Origin of the sequence: Chlamydia abortus (assembly GCF_002895085.1) — a bacterium.
Classification (GTDB): domain Bacteria; phylum Chlamydiota; class Chlamydiia; order Chlamydiales; family Chlamydiaceae; genus Chlamydia; species Chlamydia abortus.
Genome location: NZ_CP024084.1, coordinates 354,941 through 371,509, shown reverse-complemented (window position 1 = coordinate 371,509; position 16,569 = coordinate 354,941). Strand labels below are relative to the sequence as shown.

Sequence of the window (16,569 nt, the reverse complement as noted above, 5' to 3'; positions counted from 1 at the left end):
TCCTTATCTATACGGTGAGGTCAGAAAAAAAACCCTTAATTTTATCCAAGAAACTGCGTTTCTTAGGGAAATTTTCTGCTTTTTCCGTAGCTGCGAACTTGCGAAGTAATTCCTTCTGTTCTTCTGAAAGATTTTGTGGAGTTTCTACAGAAACTCGTACCAGCAAGTCTCCACGTCCTCTACCGTGGACGTTAGGGAATCCTTGATTTTTAATCTTAAGAATTGTTCCGCTTTGAATCCCTTCAGGCACTGTGAGGCGACAAGCCCCCTCTTTTAATAAAGTGGGCACTTCTTTCTTCATTCCTAAAGCAGCGTCAACAAAGCCAATGGGCAATTCTAAAATTAAATCATCCCCTCGTCTCTCGAAAACAGGATGTGCTTCTACGTCGATGAAAACATAAAGATCCCCGGCAGGAGCACCATTTTGTCCAGCATCTCCATAGCCTTCCATCTTTAAACGCATTCCCGAATCTACACCCGCAGGGATTTGTACATGAACACTGCGTTTATCCTTGATTCTTCCTTGTCCTCGACAACTTGAGCAAGGGTCGGTAATCATACGGCCTTCCCCACCACATTCGGGACATGTCGAGGCCATAGAAAAGAAACCGCGACTCTGAACAACCTGCCCAGAACCTTTACAACGGTCACAACACTTGATTCCTTGCTTACTCGAGGCACCGCTACCGGAACAAGTTTCACAGGTCTTGTATCCAGAAACAAGCAGTTCCTTTTTTACACCGCGAGCGGCTTCTTCAAATGTTAAAGTGATGTGAACCTTCTTACTAGCTCCCTGACGAGCTCCTGCTGGGTCGCCCCGCATACCGAAAGCTTCACCTAGGCCACCAAAGAGACCTTCGAAAAAGCTTCCGCTACCACCAAGCTCTCCACCAAAAGCCCCCATAAAAGTGCGCAAGGCATCTTCCATATTGCTCATGCCTGCACCACCGAAACCACCGGCTCCGGCAAAAGGCCCATCTTTACCGTAACGGTCATAGGACTCTCGTTTTTGAGGGTCACTTAAAACTTCATAAGCTTCTGAAACTTCTTTAAAACGTTTCTCAGCTTCAGCATCCCCTGGATTTTTGTCAGGATGATACTTAACAGCCAACTTACGATAAGATTTTTTAATCTCCTCAGGAGAAGCAGTTTTAGAAACACCTAAAACATCATAGTAATCCATAAATCAAACACCACTAGAGAAGAGATTTTCTAACGACTGCGGTATTTAGCTGCGGCTTTAGATTTCGCACGCTTCTTTACTGAAGGTTTATCATAAAACCTATGAGCTTTAGCGGCCTTTAAGATCCCTTCTTTATCGACTTTCTTTTTCAAAATTCTCAGAGCTCGATCTACAGGCTCACCAACTCTAACTTTAACACTGGGCATGCATTACCTTATTTTGCATAATAATCACTGTTAAGCCTAAAACAACACAGGTATACGTCTTACTCTGCGATGTTAGAGGCGCCCCGATTGTATCATCCGATCTATTACCCTTCAAGAGTTAGTTGACTCGCAAGGTGCTGAAAAAGCGGGCTGATGGATTTCATCATCCACTCCCCTATCAATGAAAATTCTGTTAAAGCTAAAAAAAACAAGAACAACTGCGGTAATCTGGGGTCAATTGCTGACTACACTCTAAAATCATCAGTTGAGAAACAACGTTTCTTCTAATGTGGTCTACAGAGGGCGCTGCTTTTTCTATACGGATTCTATTTGAGAAACTCTCAATAAACAGTTCTGGATTAGGCGAGATCACGTGGTAACAGTTATTGGCTACACAATACTTGGAGGCCTCTCCGTAAGGCAGCAAAATTCCAGGACCCACCCCATTCTTTTCATGAATAAACCCATCCTCTGAAAGATCCGAACTCAGAGTTAACACTCCTCCCTTTTTCCCTAAAGGAAGCATCAAAGCTTTCCCCTTATCCTTAGGAGTCAAATATCCCTCTAAAGAACTATAGCCTATCATCGGAACTTTTCTAGACAACGCTAACCCTTGAGCAAAGGATAATCCCACACGGGTTGCAGAAAAGTTTCCAGGCCCTACGGCCACTCCGATTCCTTGGAAACTTAAAGAACTATTCTTAAAAATAAATTCTAAAACTAATCCTTGGTCAGGACCGACAGGTAGATCCCATTGTTTTAACACCTTCTGATGATCTACATAAGCTAAAAATGGTTGATACCCTGATGTATCAATAATAACGTATCTATGAAAATACATAATCCAAATTAGAATCGAACAAAAAAAACTATATCAACTAAAAAACTTTTAATCAAAAAAAATAACAAATAAGTAACTTTTAAAGATTTAGAACTATGGAAATTCTAAATACAAACACGAGATAGATGCGTTATACTTACAAAAAATTAAAAACTTTTTTTGATCTTCAAAAGACCAGTATTTTTGCTTGAACGATCGCGTATTCTCTTTGTAGAGAAAATTCAGCAACACCGCGCACTTGCTAGAAAACCGATAAAAAATTTGCGAATGATCAGAAAACTTTTTATGAGCTCTCCACAATCCAAGTCATTAGTAACAAAGGTGATCCCGACAATTTGCAAATCATTCTAAATTAAAATCTGATAAAAAAACATGAGAAATTATTTAATATGAAACATATAGGTAGAAACATTTAGTGATTGTTTTTTTTAAAATCAGGAAAAACGATTTGCGTTAAACCCCCGTCTTTTTTAATTCTTATTCCCTAGCTCTGCTATTTCCTTTAGTGGTTGTGTAGGTGCACGAATTTCGATGATTTTGTAATATATCGAAAAGAGGATCTTTATTGTTGAAAGTGCTACTATCAATAAGTTATCAGAGCAACTTAGATAAAAGTATCCGACGATTTTAGTATAAGGACAATTGTGGACTCTACAATAAATAACGACTCTCAGATCTTGGATCCTAATCCTGAAGAAGTAGAAAAACTCTTAGATGAATCCGAGGAAGTCGAAGAAAAATCAGATGATCGCTCCTTGCCTGCCGATTTATTTATTCTTCCGCTAAACAAGCGTCCCTTTTTCCCGGGTATGGCGGCTCCGATTCTTATAGAATCGGGCCCTTATTACGAAGTTCTAAAACTTCTAGCGAAATCCTCACAAAAATACATCGGTTTAGTTCTTACTAAAAAAGAAGACGCTGATATTTTAAAAGTGGGTTTCAACCAACTGTATAGTGTCGGCGTTGCTGCGCGTATTCTTCGTATTATGCCTATAGAGGGAGGCAGCGCGCAAATACTATTAAGTATAGAAGAGCGTATCCGCATTGTAGAGCCTCTTAAAGATAAATATCTTAAAGCTCGTGTCTCCTACCATAAAGACAACAAAGAGCTCACTGAAGAGTTAAAAGCGTATTCTATTAGCATTGTTTCCGTAATTAAGGATCTTTTAAAACTCAATCCTCTATTTAAAGAGGAATTGCAAATCTTTCTTGGCCACTCCGATTTTACAGAACCGGGGAAGCTTGCCGATTTTTCTGTAGCTCTAACTACAGCAACGAGGGAAGAACTCCAGGAAGTCCTTGAAACAACAAACATGCATGATCGTATTGACAAAGCTCTGATTCTTCTAAAAAAGGAACTGGATCTTAGTCGTCTGCAAAGTAGCATCAATCAAAAAATCGAAGCTACAATCACAAAAAGCCAGAAAGAGTTCTTCTTAAAAGAACAGTTAAAAACGATCAAAAAAGAGCTGGGGTTAGAAAAAGAAGATCGGGCCATCGACTTAGAGAAATTCATGAACCGGTTAAAAAAACGTCAGGTTCCTGATTATGCGATGGAAGTGATACAAGATGAAATAGAGAAGCTTCAAACCTTAGAAACATCGTCTGCTGAGTATACTGTTTGCCGCAACTATCTAGACTGGTTAACCATTATTCCTTGGGGCATCCAAAGTAAGGAGTATCACGATCTCAAAAAAGCGGAGATTATTCTTAACAAGGATCACTATGGTTTAGAAGATATTAAGCAACGTATCTTAGAACTGATCAGTGTGGGTAAGTTATCCAAAGGTCTTAAAGGCAGTATCATTTGCTTAGTAGGCCCTCCAGGTGTGGGGAAAACAAGTATTGGTCGCAGCATAGCAAAAGTCTTACATCGTAAATTTTTCCGTTTTTCAGTAGGCGGAATGCGAGATGAAGCTGAAATCAAAGGGCACCGACGTACGTATATTGGTGCTATGCCTGGGAAAATGGTGCAAGCTTTAAAACAAAGCCAAGCGATGAACCCGGTTATTATGATCGATGAGGTTGATAAAATTGGAGCCAGCTATCACGGCGATCCCGCATCAGCTTTGTTAGAAGTTTTAGACCCAGAACAAAACAAAGATTTTTTAGATCATTACCTAGATGTACGTGTTGATTTATCGAATGTTTTATTCATTTTAACTGCTAACGTTTTAGATACTATTCCTGATCCCCTTTTGGATCGTATGGAAATATTGCGGCTTTCTGGTTATATCCTTGAAGAGAAACTTCAAATCGCTACGAAGTATCTTGTGCCTAGAGCACGCAAAGAAATGGGATTAACAGCGCGAGAGATTGTCTTTCAACCCGAAGCTTTAAAGCATATGATTAACAACTATGCTCGAGAAGCTGGTGTGCGTACATTGAATGGCAATATTAAAAAAGTTCTAAGAAAAGTAGCGCTTAAGATAGTTAAAAATCAGGAAAAAGCACATCCAAAATACACGCAATATAAAATTAATGTAAACAACCTTCAGGACTACCTAGGCAAGCCTATTTTTTCCAGTGACCGTTTTTATGATCATACACCTGTAGGTGTGGCTACTGGGTTAGCCTGGACATCCCTAGGCGGCGCAACTTTATATATTGAAAGTGTTCAAGTGCCCTCAATGAAAACAGACATGCATCTCACAGGGCAGGCTGGAGATGTTATGAAAGAGTCTTCACAAATTGCGTGGACATATCTGCATAGTGCCTTAGAACGCTATGCTCCGGGTTATAGCTTTTTCTCGAAGTCTCAGGTACATATCCACATTCCTGAGGGAGCAACTCCTAAAGACGGCCCTTCAGCAGGTGTAACGATGGTCACATCGTTGCTTTCTCTGCTTTTAGATACGCCTATTTTAGAAAACTTAGGGATGACAGGGGAAATTACCCTAACTGGTCGTGTATTAGGCGTCGGGGGCATTCGAGAGAAGCTCATCGCCGCTCGTCGATCCCGACTTAACGTGTTAATTTTCCCAGAAGATAACCGTCGTGACTATGAGGAACTTCCGGCTTATCTAAAAAAAGGACTGAAAATTCATTTTGTAGCGCATTACGATGATGTTTTCAAAGTTGCCTTTCCACATATGAATTAGCTCTCACAAGATAATTTAGAACCGTTTTTTTCAATTAACGGCTCTAAATTATCATCACACAAAAAAAACTGTATATTTACAAATGCCATTAAAATTTCTAGACTAAGCACTCTTAAAATAACCCTGTGTTGTAGTTTTCATGACCTCGTCTAGACTAGTCCCCAATGCCGCTATTTCCAAAAATCAAACTAGCCATACCATCACCCAAAATTCAGAACACAACACAGCAGTCCTAAAAAGAAACAAACTGATTACTTTGATCTGTCTGCTCATCATGGCTCTACTCGCTTTGATCATGGTCGGAGGGTTTCTAGCTACCCCATTCTTTGCTGCAGGAATGTATATTGGCATGGCTGCCCTAGCCTCCCTTCTCATTAGTATGGTCGTATTTCCTTTAGTCATCAGCTACTTACCCCAACCATCTACTCATGTACGGCCTAGAGATTTAGATCTCTCTAAATTAGATGTACGACACAATCGCTTACTTCATGAAATCATCAAAGAAGATGAGAAAAAATATGCGCAAGAACAAGAAGTAAAACAACAAAGAAGACAAAGGAGAAGTTTGAGATCCCTTCCTCAACGGAGGCCAGTCGAGGTATCTTCATCCGATGAAGCACCAAAACCTCGCAGAAAAACCTCCTCAGTCTTAAATCTGATTCGTCCTAGAAGCTCTTCATCTGCATCTTCTCATTCGTCTTCTCATGATTCAGATTCCATTTCTGGTGAGCACCAAACTCAACAACCCATGGTAGTCACTCGACCCGTGTTCCCGAAAAAATATGAAAATTACATGCATTGCATAGATTAAATTAAAAATAAAATTCACCACACCCTCGGGTAAGTTCTAGTAGAGTATTTTTACTAGATTGGTTTATTCTATTTCTTTTCCCGAACACTTTCTCCTAAATTTATGAGCTGTAGAGAATTAGTTATTTTAGGTTGTTCCAGTCAACAACCGACGCGCACTCGCAATCAAGGTGCCTACTTATTTCGATGGAATAACGAAGGTTTACTTTTTGATCCTGGCGAAGGAACACAAAGACAATTCATTTTTGCCAATATTGCTCCCACTATTGTCTCTAGGATCTTTATTAGCCATTTTCATGGTGATCATTGCCTAGGTTTAGGCTCTATGCTGATGAGGTTAAACTTGGATAAGGTTACCCATCCCATCCATTGTTATTATCCAGCTTCGGGAAAAAAGTATTTCGATAGGTTACGCTACGGCACGATTTATCATGAGACTATCCGTGTGATTGAACATCCTATAGATAAAGAAGGGATCGTTGAAGATTTTGGAAATTTCCGTATCGAAGCGCGTAAACTCAATCATCTTGTTGATACTTTAGGATGGCGCATCACCGAACCCGACACTATAAAATTCATTCCAGAAAAGATCAAGGCTGCGGGATTGCGCGGCCCTATTATGCAAGACCTTCTTCGTAATGAACACGTCACAGTCAACGGAAAAACCTTATACCTCAAAGACCTAAGCTATATTAGAAAGGGGGATAGCATTGCTGTTATAGCAGATACGCTTCCCTGTCCATCCATTGTAGACTTGGCGAAAAATGCACGAATTATGTTGTGTGAAAGTACTTATCTTGAAGAGCATAGCCATTTAGCAGAAAGTCACTACCACATGACGGCCAAGCAAGCAGCCACGCAAGCCTTAGCTGCTGGAGCACAACAGCTCGTGCTTACACACTTTTCTGCACGCTACTTAAATTCTAAAGAGTTTGAAATCGAAGCAGGGAAAATTTTCCCTAATGTGACTGCAGCTGAAGAATTCCGTAGTTATCCCTTCCCTAAAAACCCTTCTTCTAAATAAATCCCTATATAGGGAATACTTCGGAAAAAGTGTTTAAGAACATTATGGTCTCAGCTTTTTATGCTTTTCTTGATTATCTAAAAAATATAAAAACTGCCTCCCCTCATACTTTAAGAAACTACTGTATCGATTTAAATAGTTTTAAAACCTTTTTAGAAAAACACGGTGAGCTCACCCCCTCCCCGCCAATCTGTTTACTCACAAAAGAACGACAGGAAGCTGAGCTTCCTTTTTCTCTACTCACAAAAGATACTGTGCGTCTCTACATTTTAAAACTCATGCAAGAAAACAAAGCAAAACGCACAATAAAACGTCGACTTTCAGCAATTAAAAGCTTCTCACAGTATTGTGTGAAACAGCGTATTCTCCCTGACGATCCTACCGAAACAATCCAAGGACCTAGATTACCTAAAGAACTGCCCTCACCCATCACCTATGAGCAAGTAGAAATACTCATGGCAACTCCGGACCTATCGAAATACACAGGATTGCGTGATCGTTGCTTATTAGAATTATTCTATAGCTCAGGATTACGTATTAGCGAAATTGTGGCTATAAACCACTGGGATATTGACTTTACTTCCCATCTTATTCGCATCCGAGGGAAAGGAAAAAAAGAACGTCTTGTTCCTATAACTCCTCATGCAGCTCAATGGCTACAACACTACCTAACCCATCCTGCAAGAACAAGTATTGAAAAAGATGCGCAAGCAATTTTTTTAAATCGTTTTGGGAAAAGATTAACTACGCGCTCTATTGATAGAAAATTTCAAAAATACCTGCGCCAGTCCGGTTTATCAGGGCACATTACTCCCCATACAATCCGCCATACCATTGCCACACATTGGCTAGAGAATGGCATGGATTTAAAAACCATTCAGGCTCTTCTCGGTCATAGTTCTTTAGAAACGACAACTATTTATACTCATGTATCTATGAAGCTTAAAAAGCAAACACATAATGAGTCCCACCCCCATAGCTAAACCTTAGGCAAACCTCTTGTGCTCTAAGCCCCTCTTTGTTATGCTATGCGCTATGAGCATTGTACTTGACAAAATTGGCAAAACTTTAGGCACGCGCGTACTTTTCGACGACGTATCTGTGGTCTTTAACCCTGGCAATCGCTATGGGCTCACAGGACCCAACGGTGCTGGAAAATCTACCTTATTAAAAATTATCACGGGCTCTGTTGAGCCTACGCGTGGCTCTATTTCTTTACCTAAGAAAGTAGGAATCCTACGCCAAAATATAGATAGCTTTGGTGATGTTTCCGTTTTAGATTGCGTAATCATGGGTAACGCACGGTTATGGGATGCTTTGCAAAAAAGAGATGCTTTGTATCTTGAAGAGTTCACTGATGCTATTGGCATTAAACTCGGTGAAATGGAAGAGATCATTGGCGAAGAAAATGGTTACCGAGCGGAATCCGAGGCGGAAGAGCTACTTACAGGAATTGGCATTCCAGAAGCCTTGTTTAACAGTAAAATGTCTGCGATGCCTATAGACCTACAATTTCGTGTGCTTTTATGTCAGTCATTGTTTGGTCATCCGGAAGCTCTTCTTCTTGACGAGCCTACCAACCACCTGGATATTCACTCTATCAACTGGCTAGGGAACTTTTTAAAGGATTATGATGGGACGGTGATTGTTGTTAGCCACGACAGGCACTTTTTAAATACCATCACTACCCATATTGCGGATATTGACTATGACACTGTCATTATCTATCCTGGAAATTACGACGCTATGGTAGAAATGAAAACAGCTTCTCGAGATCAAGAGAAAGCTGATATCAAATCCAAAGAAAAGAAAATCGCCCAGCTGAAAGAGTTTGTGGCTAAATTCGGAGCGGGTTCTCGTGCAAGTCAAGTGCAATCACGCTTACGAGAAATTAAAAAGCTCCAGCCTCAAGAATTAAAGAAATCCAATATTCAGCGCCCTTACATACGTTTCCCTTTATCAGAAAAAGCTTCTGGTAAGATTGTCTTTTCTCTCGAAGGTATTACGAAAAGTTACAATGATGAAACTCCCCTATTTCAGCCTTTCTCTTTAGAGATATATCAAGGAGATAAGTTAGGCATTATTGGGAACAATGGCCTGGGGAAAACAACATTAATGAAACTGTTAGCCGGTGTAGAGTCCCCTACGCAAGGATCGATAAAGACTGGTCATCAAGTTGCTTATTCCTATTTTCCTCAAAATCACTCTGACGTCTTAAAAGATTGTGGAGATGAAACTCTGTTCGAATGGTTACGTAATCGTAAAACGGGAATTAACGACCAAGAGATCCGTAGTGTTTTAGGTAAGATGTTATTTGGTGGTGATGACGCTTTCAAGCAGATTAAGGCTTTATCCGGAGGGGAAACAGCTCGTTTGCTTATGGCGGGAATGATGTTGGAAAACCACAACACGCTGATTCTTGACGAAGCCAATAACCATTTAGATTTAGAGTCTGTTTCTGCACTCGCTTGGGCTATCAATGATTACAAAGGGACAGCCATATTTGTTTCTCATGACAGAACCCTCATCGAAGAATGCGCAACGAAACTATTGATTTTTGAAAAAGGTAAGATTACTTTCTTTGACGGGACAATGGCGGACTATACAAGCAGCAGCAAGCTGTAGCCTAAGTCGTGTAAGTCTAGGATATATTGTATTGAGGGCGTATGGAACCAAAGTTCATCCTGGGTTCTTCTTCTCCACGAAGAAAATTGATATTAGAATACTTTCGTATTCCTTTTACCTGTATTCCCTCGAATTTTGAAGAACATTCGGTTCCCTATCATGGTGATCCTGTAGCGTATTCTCAAGAATTGGCTATAGGTAAAGCCGAGTCTATAGTCAAGGACCACAATCCTGAAGGTCTCATTCTTACTGCGGATACCGTTGTGGCGTATCAGGGGAAAATTTTCAATAAGCCGGGTTCTTATGATGAGGCTATTGAAATGTTAAAAACATTAAGCGGTCAAACCCATGCCGTAATTACAAGTATCGCGCTTTTGCAAGATAGGAAATTAGTAACCGGAGAAGAGACCACACAGGTAACATTTACCCAACTACCCGAGGCGTACCTGGGAAGGTATATCAAAGCATTTTCTACCCTAGACAAATGTGGAGCCTACAGTATTCAAGAAGGCGGCAGCTTGATTATTCATAATATCCAAGGATGTGCATATAATGTCCAAGGTCTTCCGATTAAAACACTGAAACATCTCTTGTTGGAGTTCAACGTTGACTTATGGGATTATCTCGTTTAATCATCCCTCTAGGGCTATGTTTAAGTTTTCCTAGTTTGGTTTTTAGTAGTTTCCCTGATCCTGTAAGTCATAAGATCCTTTATACCAGCCAAAAATCTGTAGAACAAGCTCTTACCGCCTATCTCGAGGCCTTAGAAACGCAAGGAGACCATGACTTTGCGTTATTAAGAAAAATCTCTGAGAACTGTTTAAAACAGGGATTACGCTCTGATGATCCCTATATTCGAAAAAGCACGATTATTGGCGCGGGTATTGTAGGTTCTGCAGAAGCATTCGAGATTCTCTCGCAAGCCATGGAAACTAACGATCCTTTGCAACAATTGTTGGTATTATCCGCGTCATCTTCACATTTAGGGAAAAGCTCTGACGAACTGTTATTCAAAGCTCTGACCTCGGCCTATCCTGTAATTCGTTTAGAAGCTGCTTACCGTTTGGCGGGATTAAAAAATATTAAAGTCATCGATCATCTTCATTCTTTTATTTATAAGCTTCCTGAAGAAATCCAGTGTCTCTCGGCTGCGATTTTCCTAAGATTAGAAACTGAAGAAGCGGATACGTATATCCGTCAGCTGCTCTCTTCAACAAAAAGTACTACAAGAAACTATGCCGCTCTGTTGATAGGGGAATACCAACAAAAACGGTTCTTACCGACACTCCGGCATTTATTAACAAGTGCTTCCCCTTTAGATCGTGAAGCTGCCGTATATGCTTTAGGAATGTTAAAAGATGGTCAGAGTTATAACGCTATAAAAAAGCTTTCCGAGCAACATGATCCCGATTTATCGTTAGCCTCGGCTCAAGCGTTGCTGGCTATTGGTAAAGAAGAGGATGCGCTTCCTATTTTCGAAAAGCAGATACAAGAAGAACATTCTAGAGCTTTATACACAGCACGATTACTCTCTAAAGAGATAGGGATTCCCTTAGTACTTCCTGTATTTTTACATACTCAAAACAGTGAAGCCAAGTTAAATGCTGCTCTAGCTTTGATCCATTTAGGTTGTGATCATCCAGAACTTCTTGAATACATTACAGAATGGTTAGTTCAGCGACAGTATACCCGAGCATTAGTACCCGCATTTTCTAAAGGGCGTGCGACACAAGCGTGGAAATGCCGAGCAGTGATCCTCCCTCAAAATCCTACAGAGCGTGCTAAAGCCTTATCCGCTATGCAACATACTGAAGAACAGATCCTTGTTTCTCTTTTACAACTACCTAAAGAAGCGTATCTCCCTTATATCGAGAAAATACTCTTAAGTCAGAAAACCGCGCTGGCTTCCAAAGCCATCTCGTTTTTAGCCCATTCTTCTCATCAACAAGCTTTAGATATCCTTTCACGAGCGTCCCAACTTCCTGGGGAGCCTGTGATCCGTGCTTATGCCGATTTAGCATTATACAACCTGACTAAAGATCCTGAGAAAAAATTATCCCTACATCGTTATGCTCAGGAGCTCATCCAAGAAACGTTATTGTTTATTGATACAGAAGATAGACAACCCCACCCGGATTCTCCTTATCTTCGTTATCAAATTACTCCAGAAATACGAGCAAAACTCATGTTAGATATTCTTGAAACTCTTGTGGTATCAAAGACACATGAGGATATTCGTTTACTTATTCAGCTAATGACACAAACAAAAGCAAAAAATTGTCATATCTTAGCTGGGTTATTAATGAAAATGATAGAATAGTGGAAGAGATATGAAACGTTGTTTCCCCTACTTCCTTCTATCAGCACTACTGTCGTGTTCATTTTCTTCAGAAGCGTTAACTCATAAAGAAGCTGCAAAGAAAAAGGTATCCTACCTCAGCCATTTTAAAGGGTTATCCGGAACTTTAGATATCGAAGATGGCGTCCTCAATATTCATAATAATCTGCGCATACAAGCAAATCGTGCCTACGTAGAGAATGTTCCCGAACGGGGTATGAAATTAATTGCTCATGGAAATGTCATGGTCAATTACCGAGGAAAGACATTAGTTTGCGACTACTTAGAATACTATGAAGATACGGATTCGTGTCTTTTGACCAATGGTAGATTTGCCATGTATCCTTGGTTTTTAGGTGGGTCTATGATGACGTTGACTCCTGAAACCTTAATTATCCACAAAGGCTACATATCTACCTCAGAAGGCCCTAAAAAACATATTTGTCTTTCTGGAGACTACTTAGAATACTCTTCCGACAGTGTACTTTCTATAGGGAAAACAACATTCAGTATTTGCAATGTTCCTATATTATTCCTCCCGAAATTTTCTATTATGCCCATGGAAATTCCTAAACCTCCGATTAATTTCCGAGGAGGTACAGGAGGATTTTTAGGTTCGTATTTAGGGATTAGTTACTCACCTATTTCTAAAAAGCATTTTTCATCTACGTTTTTTTTAGATAGCTTTTTCAAGCATGGTATCGGGGTTGGCTATAACATGCACTTTTCTCAGAAAGAGAAACCTGAAAATGTCTTTAATATGAAAAGTTACTATGCCCACCGCTTAGCGATTGATATGGCAGAACCTCGAGATCGCTACCGCTTCCATGGAGATTTTTCTCTAGCACATAAACAGACAACATTATCCGGGGAATATCATTTAAGCGACAGCTGGGAAACGGTTGCTGACATCTTTCCTAATAATTTCTCTTTAAAAAATACGGGTCCCACACAAGTTCGCCTTACCTGGCATGATGCGTTAGTAGACGGCCGACTCTCTTCTTCTGTGAAGGTAAATCCGTTCCAGAATGTGAATCAAGAACTTCCCTATCTTTCTTTGAAACAACACCCTGTGAATATTAAAAATACGGGGATTTTCATTGAGAATCTGTTTGAATGTGGTTATTTAAACTTTGCTTTTAGCAATAACATTGCGGGTTCCAATTTTTCTTCCCTGAGGGCAGCGGCCTCTCCTAAGGTATACCGTGCTATTCCCTTACTTATAGGGACGTTAACACCCACGGTATCCGCATCAGCGATTTATTACAGCAACGTCCCCAAAACCTCCCAACGTCATTGCCAAGCTTCTGCGCAAATAAATATAGATTATCGTTTTTCGGCGTATAAGAATTATCTACACACTAAGCATATTGTAGAGCCTTTTATTTCATTTACATCGGCCACACATCCATTAGCAAAGAACCACGAACACTATATCTTTTCTATTAACGATGCTTTCTCTTCTCTACATTTGTGTAAGATAGGTATGGAATCTTTCATATTCAATCGTGTGTCTCCTAGTGCTCCACGAGCTTCCGCCAAAGTCTGGACAACACAAATTTTTAAAAATACATTTGCAAGATCGACATTTCCCAAAACAACATGCGTGATTTCCTTACCTTTGGATCGGAAGAATACCTTATCTCTAGATGCCGAATGGATATGGAAAAAATATTGCTGGGATCATATGAATCTGCTGTGGCAATGGGTAGGGAGTGATAATATCGGTTTAACATTAGAATTCCTGCATAGAAGCAAGTATAGCCTTCTTAAATGTGATAAGGAAAACTATATCCTAGATGTTAGTCGCTCTCCTGAAGAACTTTTCAATTCTCCTTTATCAGATCGTCGGAATCTCATTTTAGGGAAGGTCTTTATTCGTCCGCATCCCTGTTGGAACTATCATCTGACACTACGCTACGGCTGGCATAGAGCCCAGACACCTAGCTATCTCGAATATCAAATGGTTTTAGGCACCAAACTCTTTGAACACTGGCAGCTATACTCGGTATATGAGAAAAGAGAAGCGGATAACCGCTTCTTCTTTTACCTGAAACTAGATAAGCCCAAACACCTAAGCCACCAGTAATCCTGTGCTCAAAGGGTTTACGGCTTCTTTTGCACTTGGAGAAATCAATAAGACAAGCAAGCTTGAGACGATACCACTAAGAAGCTTTATCTGTGATATGATTATTATAACGACGGCGAATTTTTTCTAAGGCAGACTTAAACTTCTTATAATCCTTAGGTTCTTCCATCTTATCAATGTATAAAATTCCATTGAGATGGTCATTTTCATGCATGACAATACGCGCAGGAAACCCTTCTAAATGTTCCGTGAATTCTTGACCATCGAGATTGATCGCTTTTACGGTAATGGAACGCGGACGATAGACATCAGCGCGCAACCCGGGAATTGATAAACATCCTTCCCTACCTAAAACAAGATCCTCGGAAACATTAGAAAGTACAGGATTAATATATACCTTGGGGAAGTCACAAAAAATCAGATCCCCATCCTCTGTTTCTCCCTCAACACACATAACAAAAAGACTTACGCTTTCCCCTACCTGAGGAGCTGCTAAACCCACTCCCTTATGAGCGACCATAGTCTCATACATATCTTGAGCCAACTGACGAATCTCATCAGTAATTTCAAGAATAGCCTCCGCCTTTCTACGTAACGTAGGGCTACCGTAATATTCTAATTCTCTAATCATGATTTATATCACCCCGCAGATTGGCTACTCATTCGCATCTTCTATTAAATAAAAGGGACAGACTGTAGGCAACGGCGAAGGGTTCTCCATCTCTTTTTGAACTTTTTCTACTGAAAATATTGTAGAGCCAGGTAGTAGACCATAGAGACAAAATATATAAAAGACTTTTTTCATAAGATAGTGACTGTTTTAATTTTACTTCCTAAAAATAGATAATGTGCTTTAGGTAAAAGTCGATAACCTCTAGCGAAGCTTTCTATTCGCTAGAGATTTCTTCTCCATCTGAAGAAACTTGTTCTAGAACATGTACAGGAGGTTCTTGAGAATTTTTCCCCAAGTATGTTGTCGCAAAAGATAGAAACAAACAACTAAAGCAGAAAACTACTGCCAACCAAGCAGTGACTTTCTTTAAAATATCCGGGGTAGATACACCAAAAACGGAATCTCCTGAATCCACGCCAAAAGAAGAACCGAGTCCCATACTCTTGCTTTCTTGAATCAAAATCAGTCCGCAAAGAATTACGCACAAAAGAAGAAAGATAAATAAAAACGAATAAAACAAGGCGGTCACAATGCTTCTCCTAAATCAAAAAACCTATCTGAGGTGAATTCCTAGCCCTTTAATTCATTAGGATCTTAAAAATTTCTTTCTAAGCCAGTGTCTCTATAAACTGTAAAAATCCCTAAAAAGGCCCTGGAAGTATTCTCATATAAAACTAAATTAATCACCATATTGAAAAACATTTTATTGATTTGGAACACTGTTCTCAAACAAAACCTTGGTGTAAATTCTATGAAAATATTTCACACAACATGGCCAAAAAGCTAATATAATTTTTACTAGCTAACGATGAAAATTCGCGACAACATCGGCAAAAACTTTAGGATCTAAGGAAGCGCCCCCTACTAACAACCCGTCTACATCAGGACAACGAGCAAATCCTTCAGCATTATCTGCCTTTACAGATCCCCCATAAAGAATGGAAATCTCCTCAGCTTTCTCTTTGGAAAATATATTCGCAAGCACCTCTCGACAAAAGGCATGTGCCTCTTGCACATCAACCGCTGAAGCTACTTTACCCGTACCAATTGCCCATACGGGTTCATAAGCAATGATTACAGAGGCAGTTTCCGGAAGTTGCGCAAGCCCCAACATCAACTGGTTAGATAACATAGCTTCCGTCGCGCCTTTTTCTCTAACTTCTAGAGTTTCTCCGATACACAGAACGGGAATAATGCCTTCACGAGCTGCGGCACCAACCTTAAGCGCAATGGTCGTATCTTCTTCATGAAAAATATGACGGCATTCGGAGTGACCTAAAAGTACAAAATTGACATCAAATTCTTTGAGCATAGGCAAGGAAATTTCACCTGTAAAGGCTCCCGAGGTATCCTGATGTACATTTTGCGCTCCCAGCCACAGAGGACTGTGAAAAAATTTTATAGATTCACAGCAAGCATGTAACGCTGTGAATGCGGGGGTGATACCCACACAAGATACAGGAGCAACTTCTTCAAGGAGAGGGCAGAAAACAGACAAATAATCTTTAGCCTCTTTAGCTGTCTTATGCATTTTCCAATTACCGAAAATATAACGCTTACGTTCCATCTACGTCCTCTATTTGTTAGCTCGTTCATCTCCCACTATAGACATGATTTCACGATTCTTGCTAGTTTTTTACTAGGAAGGTGCTTTATTTTAAAATAATAGAACTTGAAAC

14 protein-coding genes are annotated in these 16,569 nt (G+C 40.0%); 8 read left to right on the top strand and 6 right to left on the bottom strand.

All coding sequences use genetic code 11. From position 1 onward, the window contains the following. Positions 1 to 7 precede the first annotated feature (7 nt). The 3 genes from dnaJ to CHAB577_RS01690 all read right to left on the bottom strand — a co-directional run bounded on the left by dnaJ (position 8) and on the right by CHAB577_RS01690 (position 2,230). Entirely contained in the window at positions 8 to 1,183 is a 1,176-nt protein-coding gene (gene dnaJ, locus CHAB577_RS01700) for a molecular chaperone DnaJ (protein WP_011096982.1), read from the bottom strand. 29 nt (positions 1,184 to 1,212) lie between these two features. After that, entirely contained in the window at positions 1,213 to 1,389 is a 177-nt protein-coding gene (gene rpsU, locus CHAB577_RS01695; RefSeq protein ID WP_006343002.1) for a 30S ribosomal protein S21, read from the bottom strand. Positions 1,390 to 1,588: 199 nt separating this feature from the next. After that, positions 1,589 to 2,230, bottom strand: coding sequence for a tRNA threonylcarbamoyladenosine biosynthesis protein TsaB (locus tag CHAB577_RS01690; RefSeq protein WP_011096981.1), 642 nt, complete (start codon positions 2,228 to 2,230; stop codon positions 1,589 to 1,591). A gap of 644 nt (positions 2,231 to 2,874) precedes the next feature. Between CHAB577_RS01690 and lon the strand changes: the two genes are divergently transcribed. The 8 genes from lon to CHAB577_RS01650 all read left to right on the top strand — a co-directional run bounded on the left by lon (position 2,875) and on the right by CHAB577_RS01650 (position 14,217). Further along, complete coding sequence (gene lon, locus CHAB577_RS01685) at positions 2,875 to 5,331, top strand: endopeptidase La (protein ID WP_045071810.1); 2,457 nt, start codon at positions 2,875 to 2,877, stop codon at positions 5,329 to 5,331. Positions 5,332 to 5,470: 139 nt separating this feature from the next. Further along, a complete protein-coding gene (locus CHAB577_RS01680) occupies positions 5,471 to 6,142 on the top strand; it encodes an IncA family protein (RefSeq protein ID WP_086393195.1) in 672 nt (223 codons plus the stop codon). Positions 6,143 to 6,244: 102 nt separating this feature from the next. After that, positions 6,245 to 7,165 carry a ribonuclease Z gene (locus CHAB577_RS01675; protein WP_011096978.1) on the top strand — a complete coding sequence of 307 codons (921 nt, stop codon included), beginning with the start codon at positions 6,245 to 6,247 and terminating at the stop codon, positions 7,163 to 7,165. 44 nt (positions 7,166 to 7,209) lie between these two features. Further along, the gene (locus CHAB577_RS01670) at positions 7,210 to 8,148 is read left to right on the top strand and encodes a tyrosine recombinase XerC (protein ID WP_011096977.1); all 939 of its coding nucleotides are present in this window, start codon (positions 7,210 to 7,212) and stop codon (positions 8,146 to 8,148) included. Between the two features lie 52 nt (positions 8,149 to 8,200). Next, positions 8,201 to 9,790, top strand: coding sequence for an ABC-F family ATP-binding cassette domain-containing protein (locus tag CHAB577_RS01665; RefSeq protein ID WP_041461354.1), 1,590 nt, complete (start codon positions 8,201 to 8,203; stop codon positions 9,788 to 9,790). Between the two features lie 41 nt (positions 9,791 to 9,831). Continuing rightward, positions 9,832 to 10,422, top strand: a complete 591-nt coding sequence (locus CHAB577_RS01660) for a Maf-like protein (RefSeq protein WP_011096975.1) — start codon at positions 9,832 to 9,834, stop codon at positions 10,420 to 10,422. Further along, positions 10,404 to 12,110, top strand: coding sequence for a HEAT repeat domain-containing protein (locus tag CHAB577_RS01655; protein ID WP_011096974.1), 1,707 nt, complete (start codon positions 10,404 to 10,406; stop codon positions 12,108 to 12,110). Before CHAB577_RS01660 ends, CHAB577_RS01655 begins: the two co-directional genes overlap by 19 nt. Positions 12,111 to 12,120: 10 nt before the next feature. Next, positions 12,121 to 14,217, top strand: a complete 2,097-nt coding sequence (locus CHAB577_RS01650) for a CT351 family outer membrane beta-barrel protein (RefSeq protein WP_011096973.1) — start codon at positions 12,121 to 12,123, stop codon at positions 14,215 to 14,217. 76 nt (positions 14,218 to 14,293) lie between these two features. Here CHAB577_RS01650 and def read toward each other — a convergent pair whose 3' ends face one another. The 3 genes from def to tpiA form a co-directional block, all read right to left on the bottom strand. Further along, complete coding sequence (gene def, locus CHAB577_RS01645) at positions 14,294 to 14,848, bottom strand: peptide deformylase (RefSeq protein ID WP_011096972.1); 555 nt, start codon at positions 14,846 to 14,848, stop codon at positions 14,294 to 14,296. Between the two features lie 256 nt (positions 14,849 to 15,104). Next, positions 15,105 to 15,419, bottom strand: a complete 315-nt coding sequence (gene secG / locus CHAB577_RS01640) for a preprotein translocase subunit SecG (protein ID WP_006343955.1) — start codon at positions 15,417 to 15,419, stop codon at positions 15,105 to 15,107. Positions 15,420 to 15,692: 273 nt separating this feature from the next. Then, entirely contained in the window at positions 15,693 to 16,457 is a 765-nt protein-coding gene (gene tpiA, locus CHAB577_RS01635; protein ID WP_006343954.1) for a triose-phosphate isomerase, read from the bottom strand. Positions 16,458 to 16,569 lie beyond the last annotated feature (112 nt).

What these genes read in the sequence shown, in the direction of transcription:
- dnaJ (WP_011096982.1), bottom strand. Translation starts at nt 1,183, where the DNA reads ATGGATTACTATGATGTTTTAGGTGTTTCTAAAACTGCTTCTCCTGAG.
- rpsU (WP_006343002.1), bottom strand. Translation starts at nt 1,389, where the DNA reads ATGCCCAGTGTTAAAGTTAGAGTTGGTGAGCCTGTAGATCGAGCTCTG.
- CHAB577_RS01690 (WP_011096981.1), bottom strand. Translation starts at nt 2,230, where the DNA reads ATGTATTTTCATAGATACGTTATTATTGATACATCAGGGTATCAACCA.
- CHAB577_RS01680 (WP_086393195.1), top strand. Translation starts at nt 5,471, where the DNA reads ATGACCTCGTCTAGACTAGTCCCCAATGCCGCTATTTCCAAAAATCAA.
- CHAB577_RS01675 (WP_011096978.1), top strand. Translation starts at nt 6,245, where the DNA reads ATGAGCTGTAGAGAATTAGTTATTTTAGGTTGTTCCAGTCAACAACCG.
- CHAB577_RS01670 (WP_011096977.1), top strand. Translation starts at nt 7,210, where the DNA reads ATGGTCTCAGCTTTTTATGCTTTTCTTGATTATCTAAAAAATATAAAA.
- CHAB577_RS01665 (WP_041461354.1), top strand. Translation starts at nt 8,201, where the DNA reads ATGAGCATTGTACTTGACAAAATTGGCAAAACTTTAGGCACGCGCGTA.
- CHAB577_RS01660 (WP_011096975.1), top strand. Translation starts at nt 9,832, where the DNA reads ATGGAACCAAAGTTCATCCTGGGTTCTTCTTCTCCACGAAGAAAATTG.
- CHAB577_RS01655 (WP_011096974.1), top strand. Translation starts at nt 10,404, where the DNA reads ATGGGATTATCTCGTTTAATCATCCCTCTAGGGCTATGTTTAAGTTTT.
- CHAB577_RS01650 (WP_011096973.1), top strand. Translation starts at nt 12,121, where the DNA reads ATGAAACGTTGTTTCCCCTACTTCCTTCTATCAGCACTACTGTCGTGT.
- def (WP_011096972.1), bottom strand. Translation starts at nt 14,848, where the DNA reads ATGATTAGAGAATTAGAATATTACGGTAGCCCTACGTTACGTAGAAAG.
- tpiA (WP_006343954.1), bottom strand. Translation starts at nt 16,457, where the DNA reads ATGGAACGTAAGCGTTATATTTTCGGTAATTGGAAAATGCATAAGACA.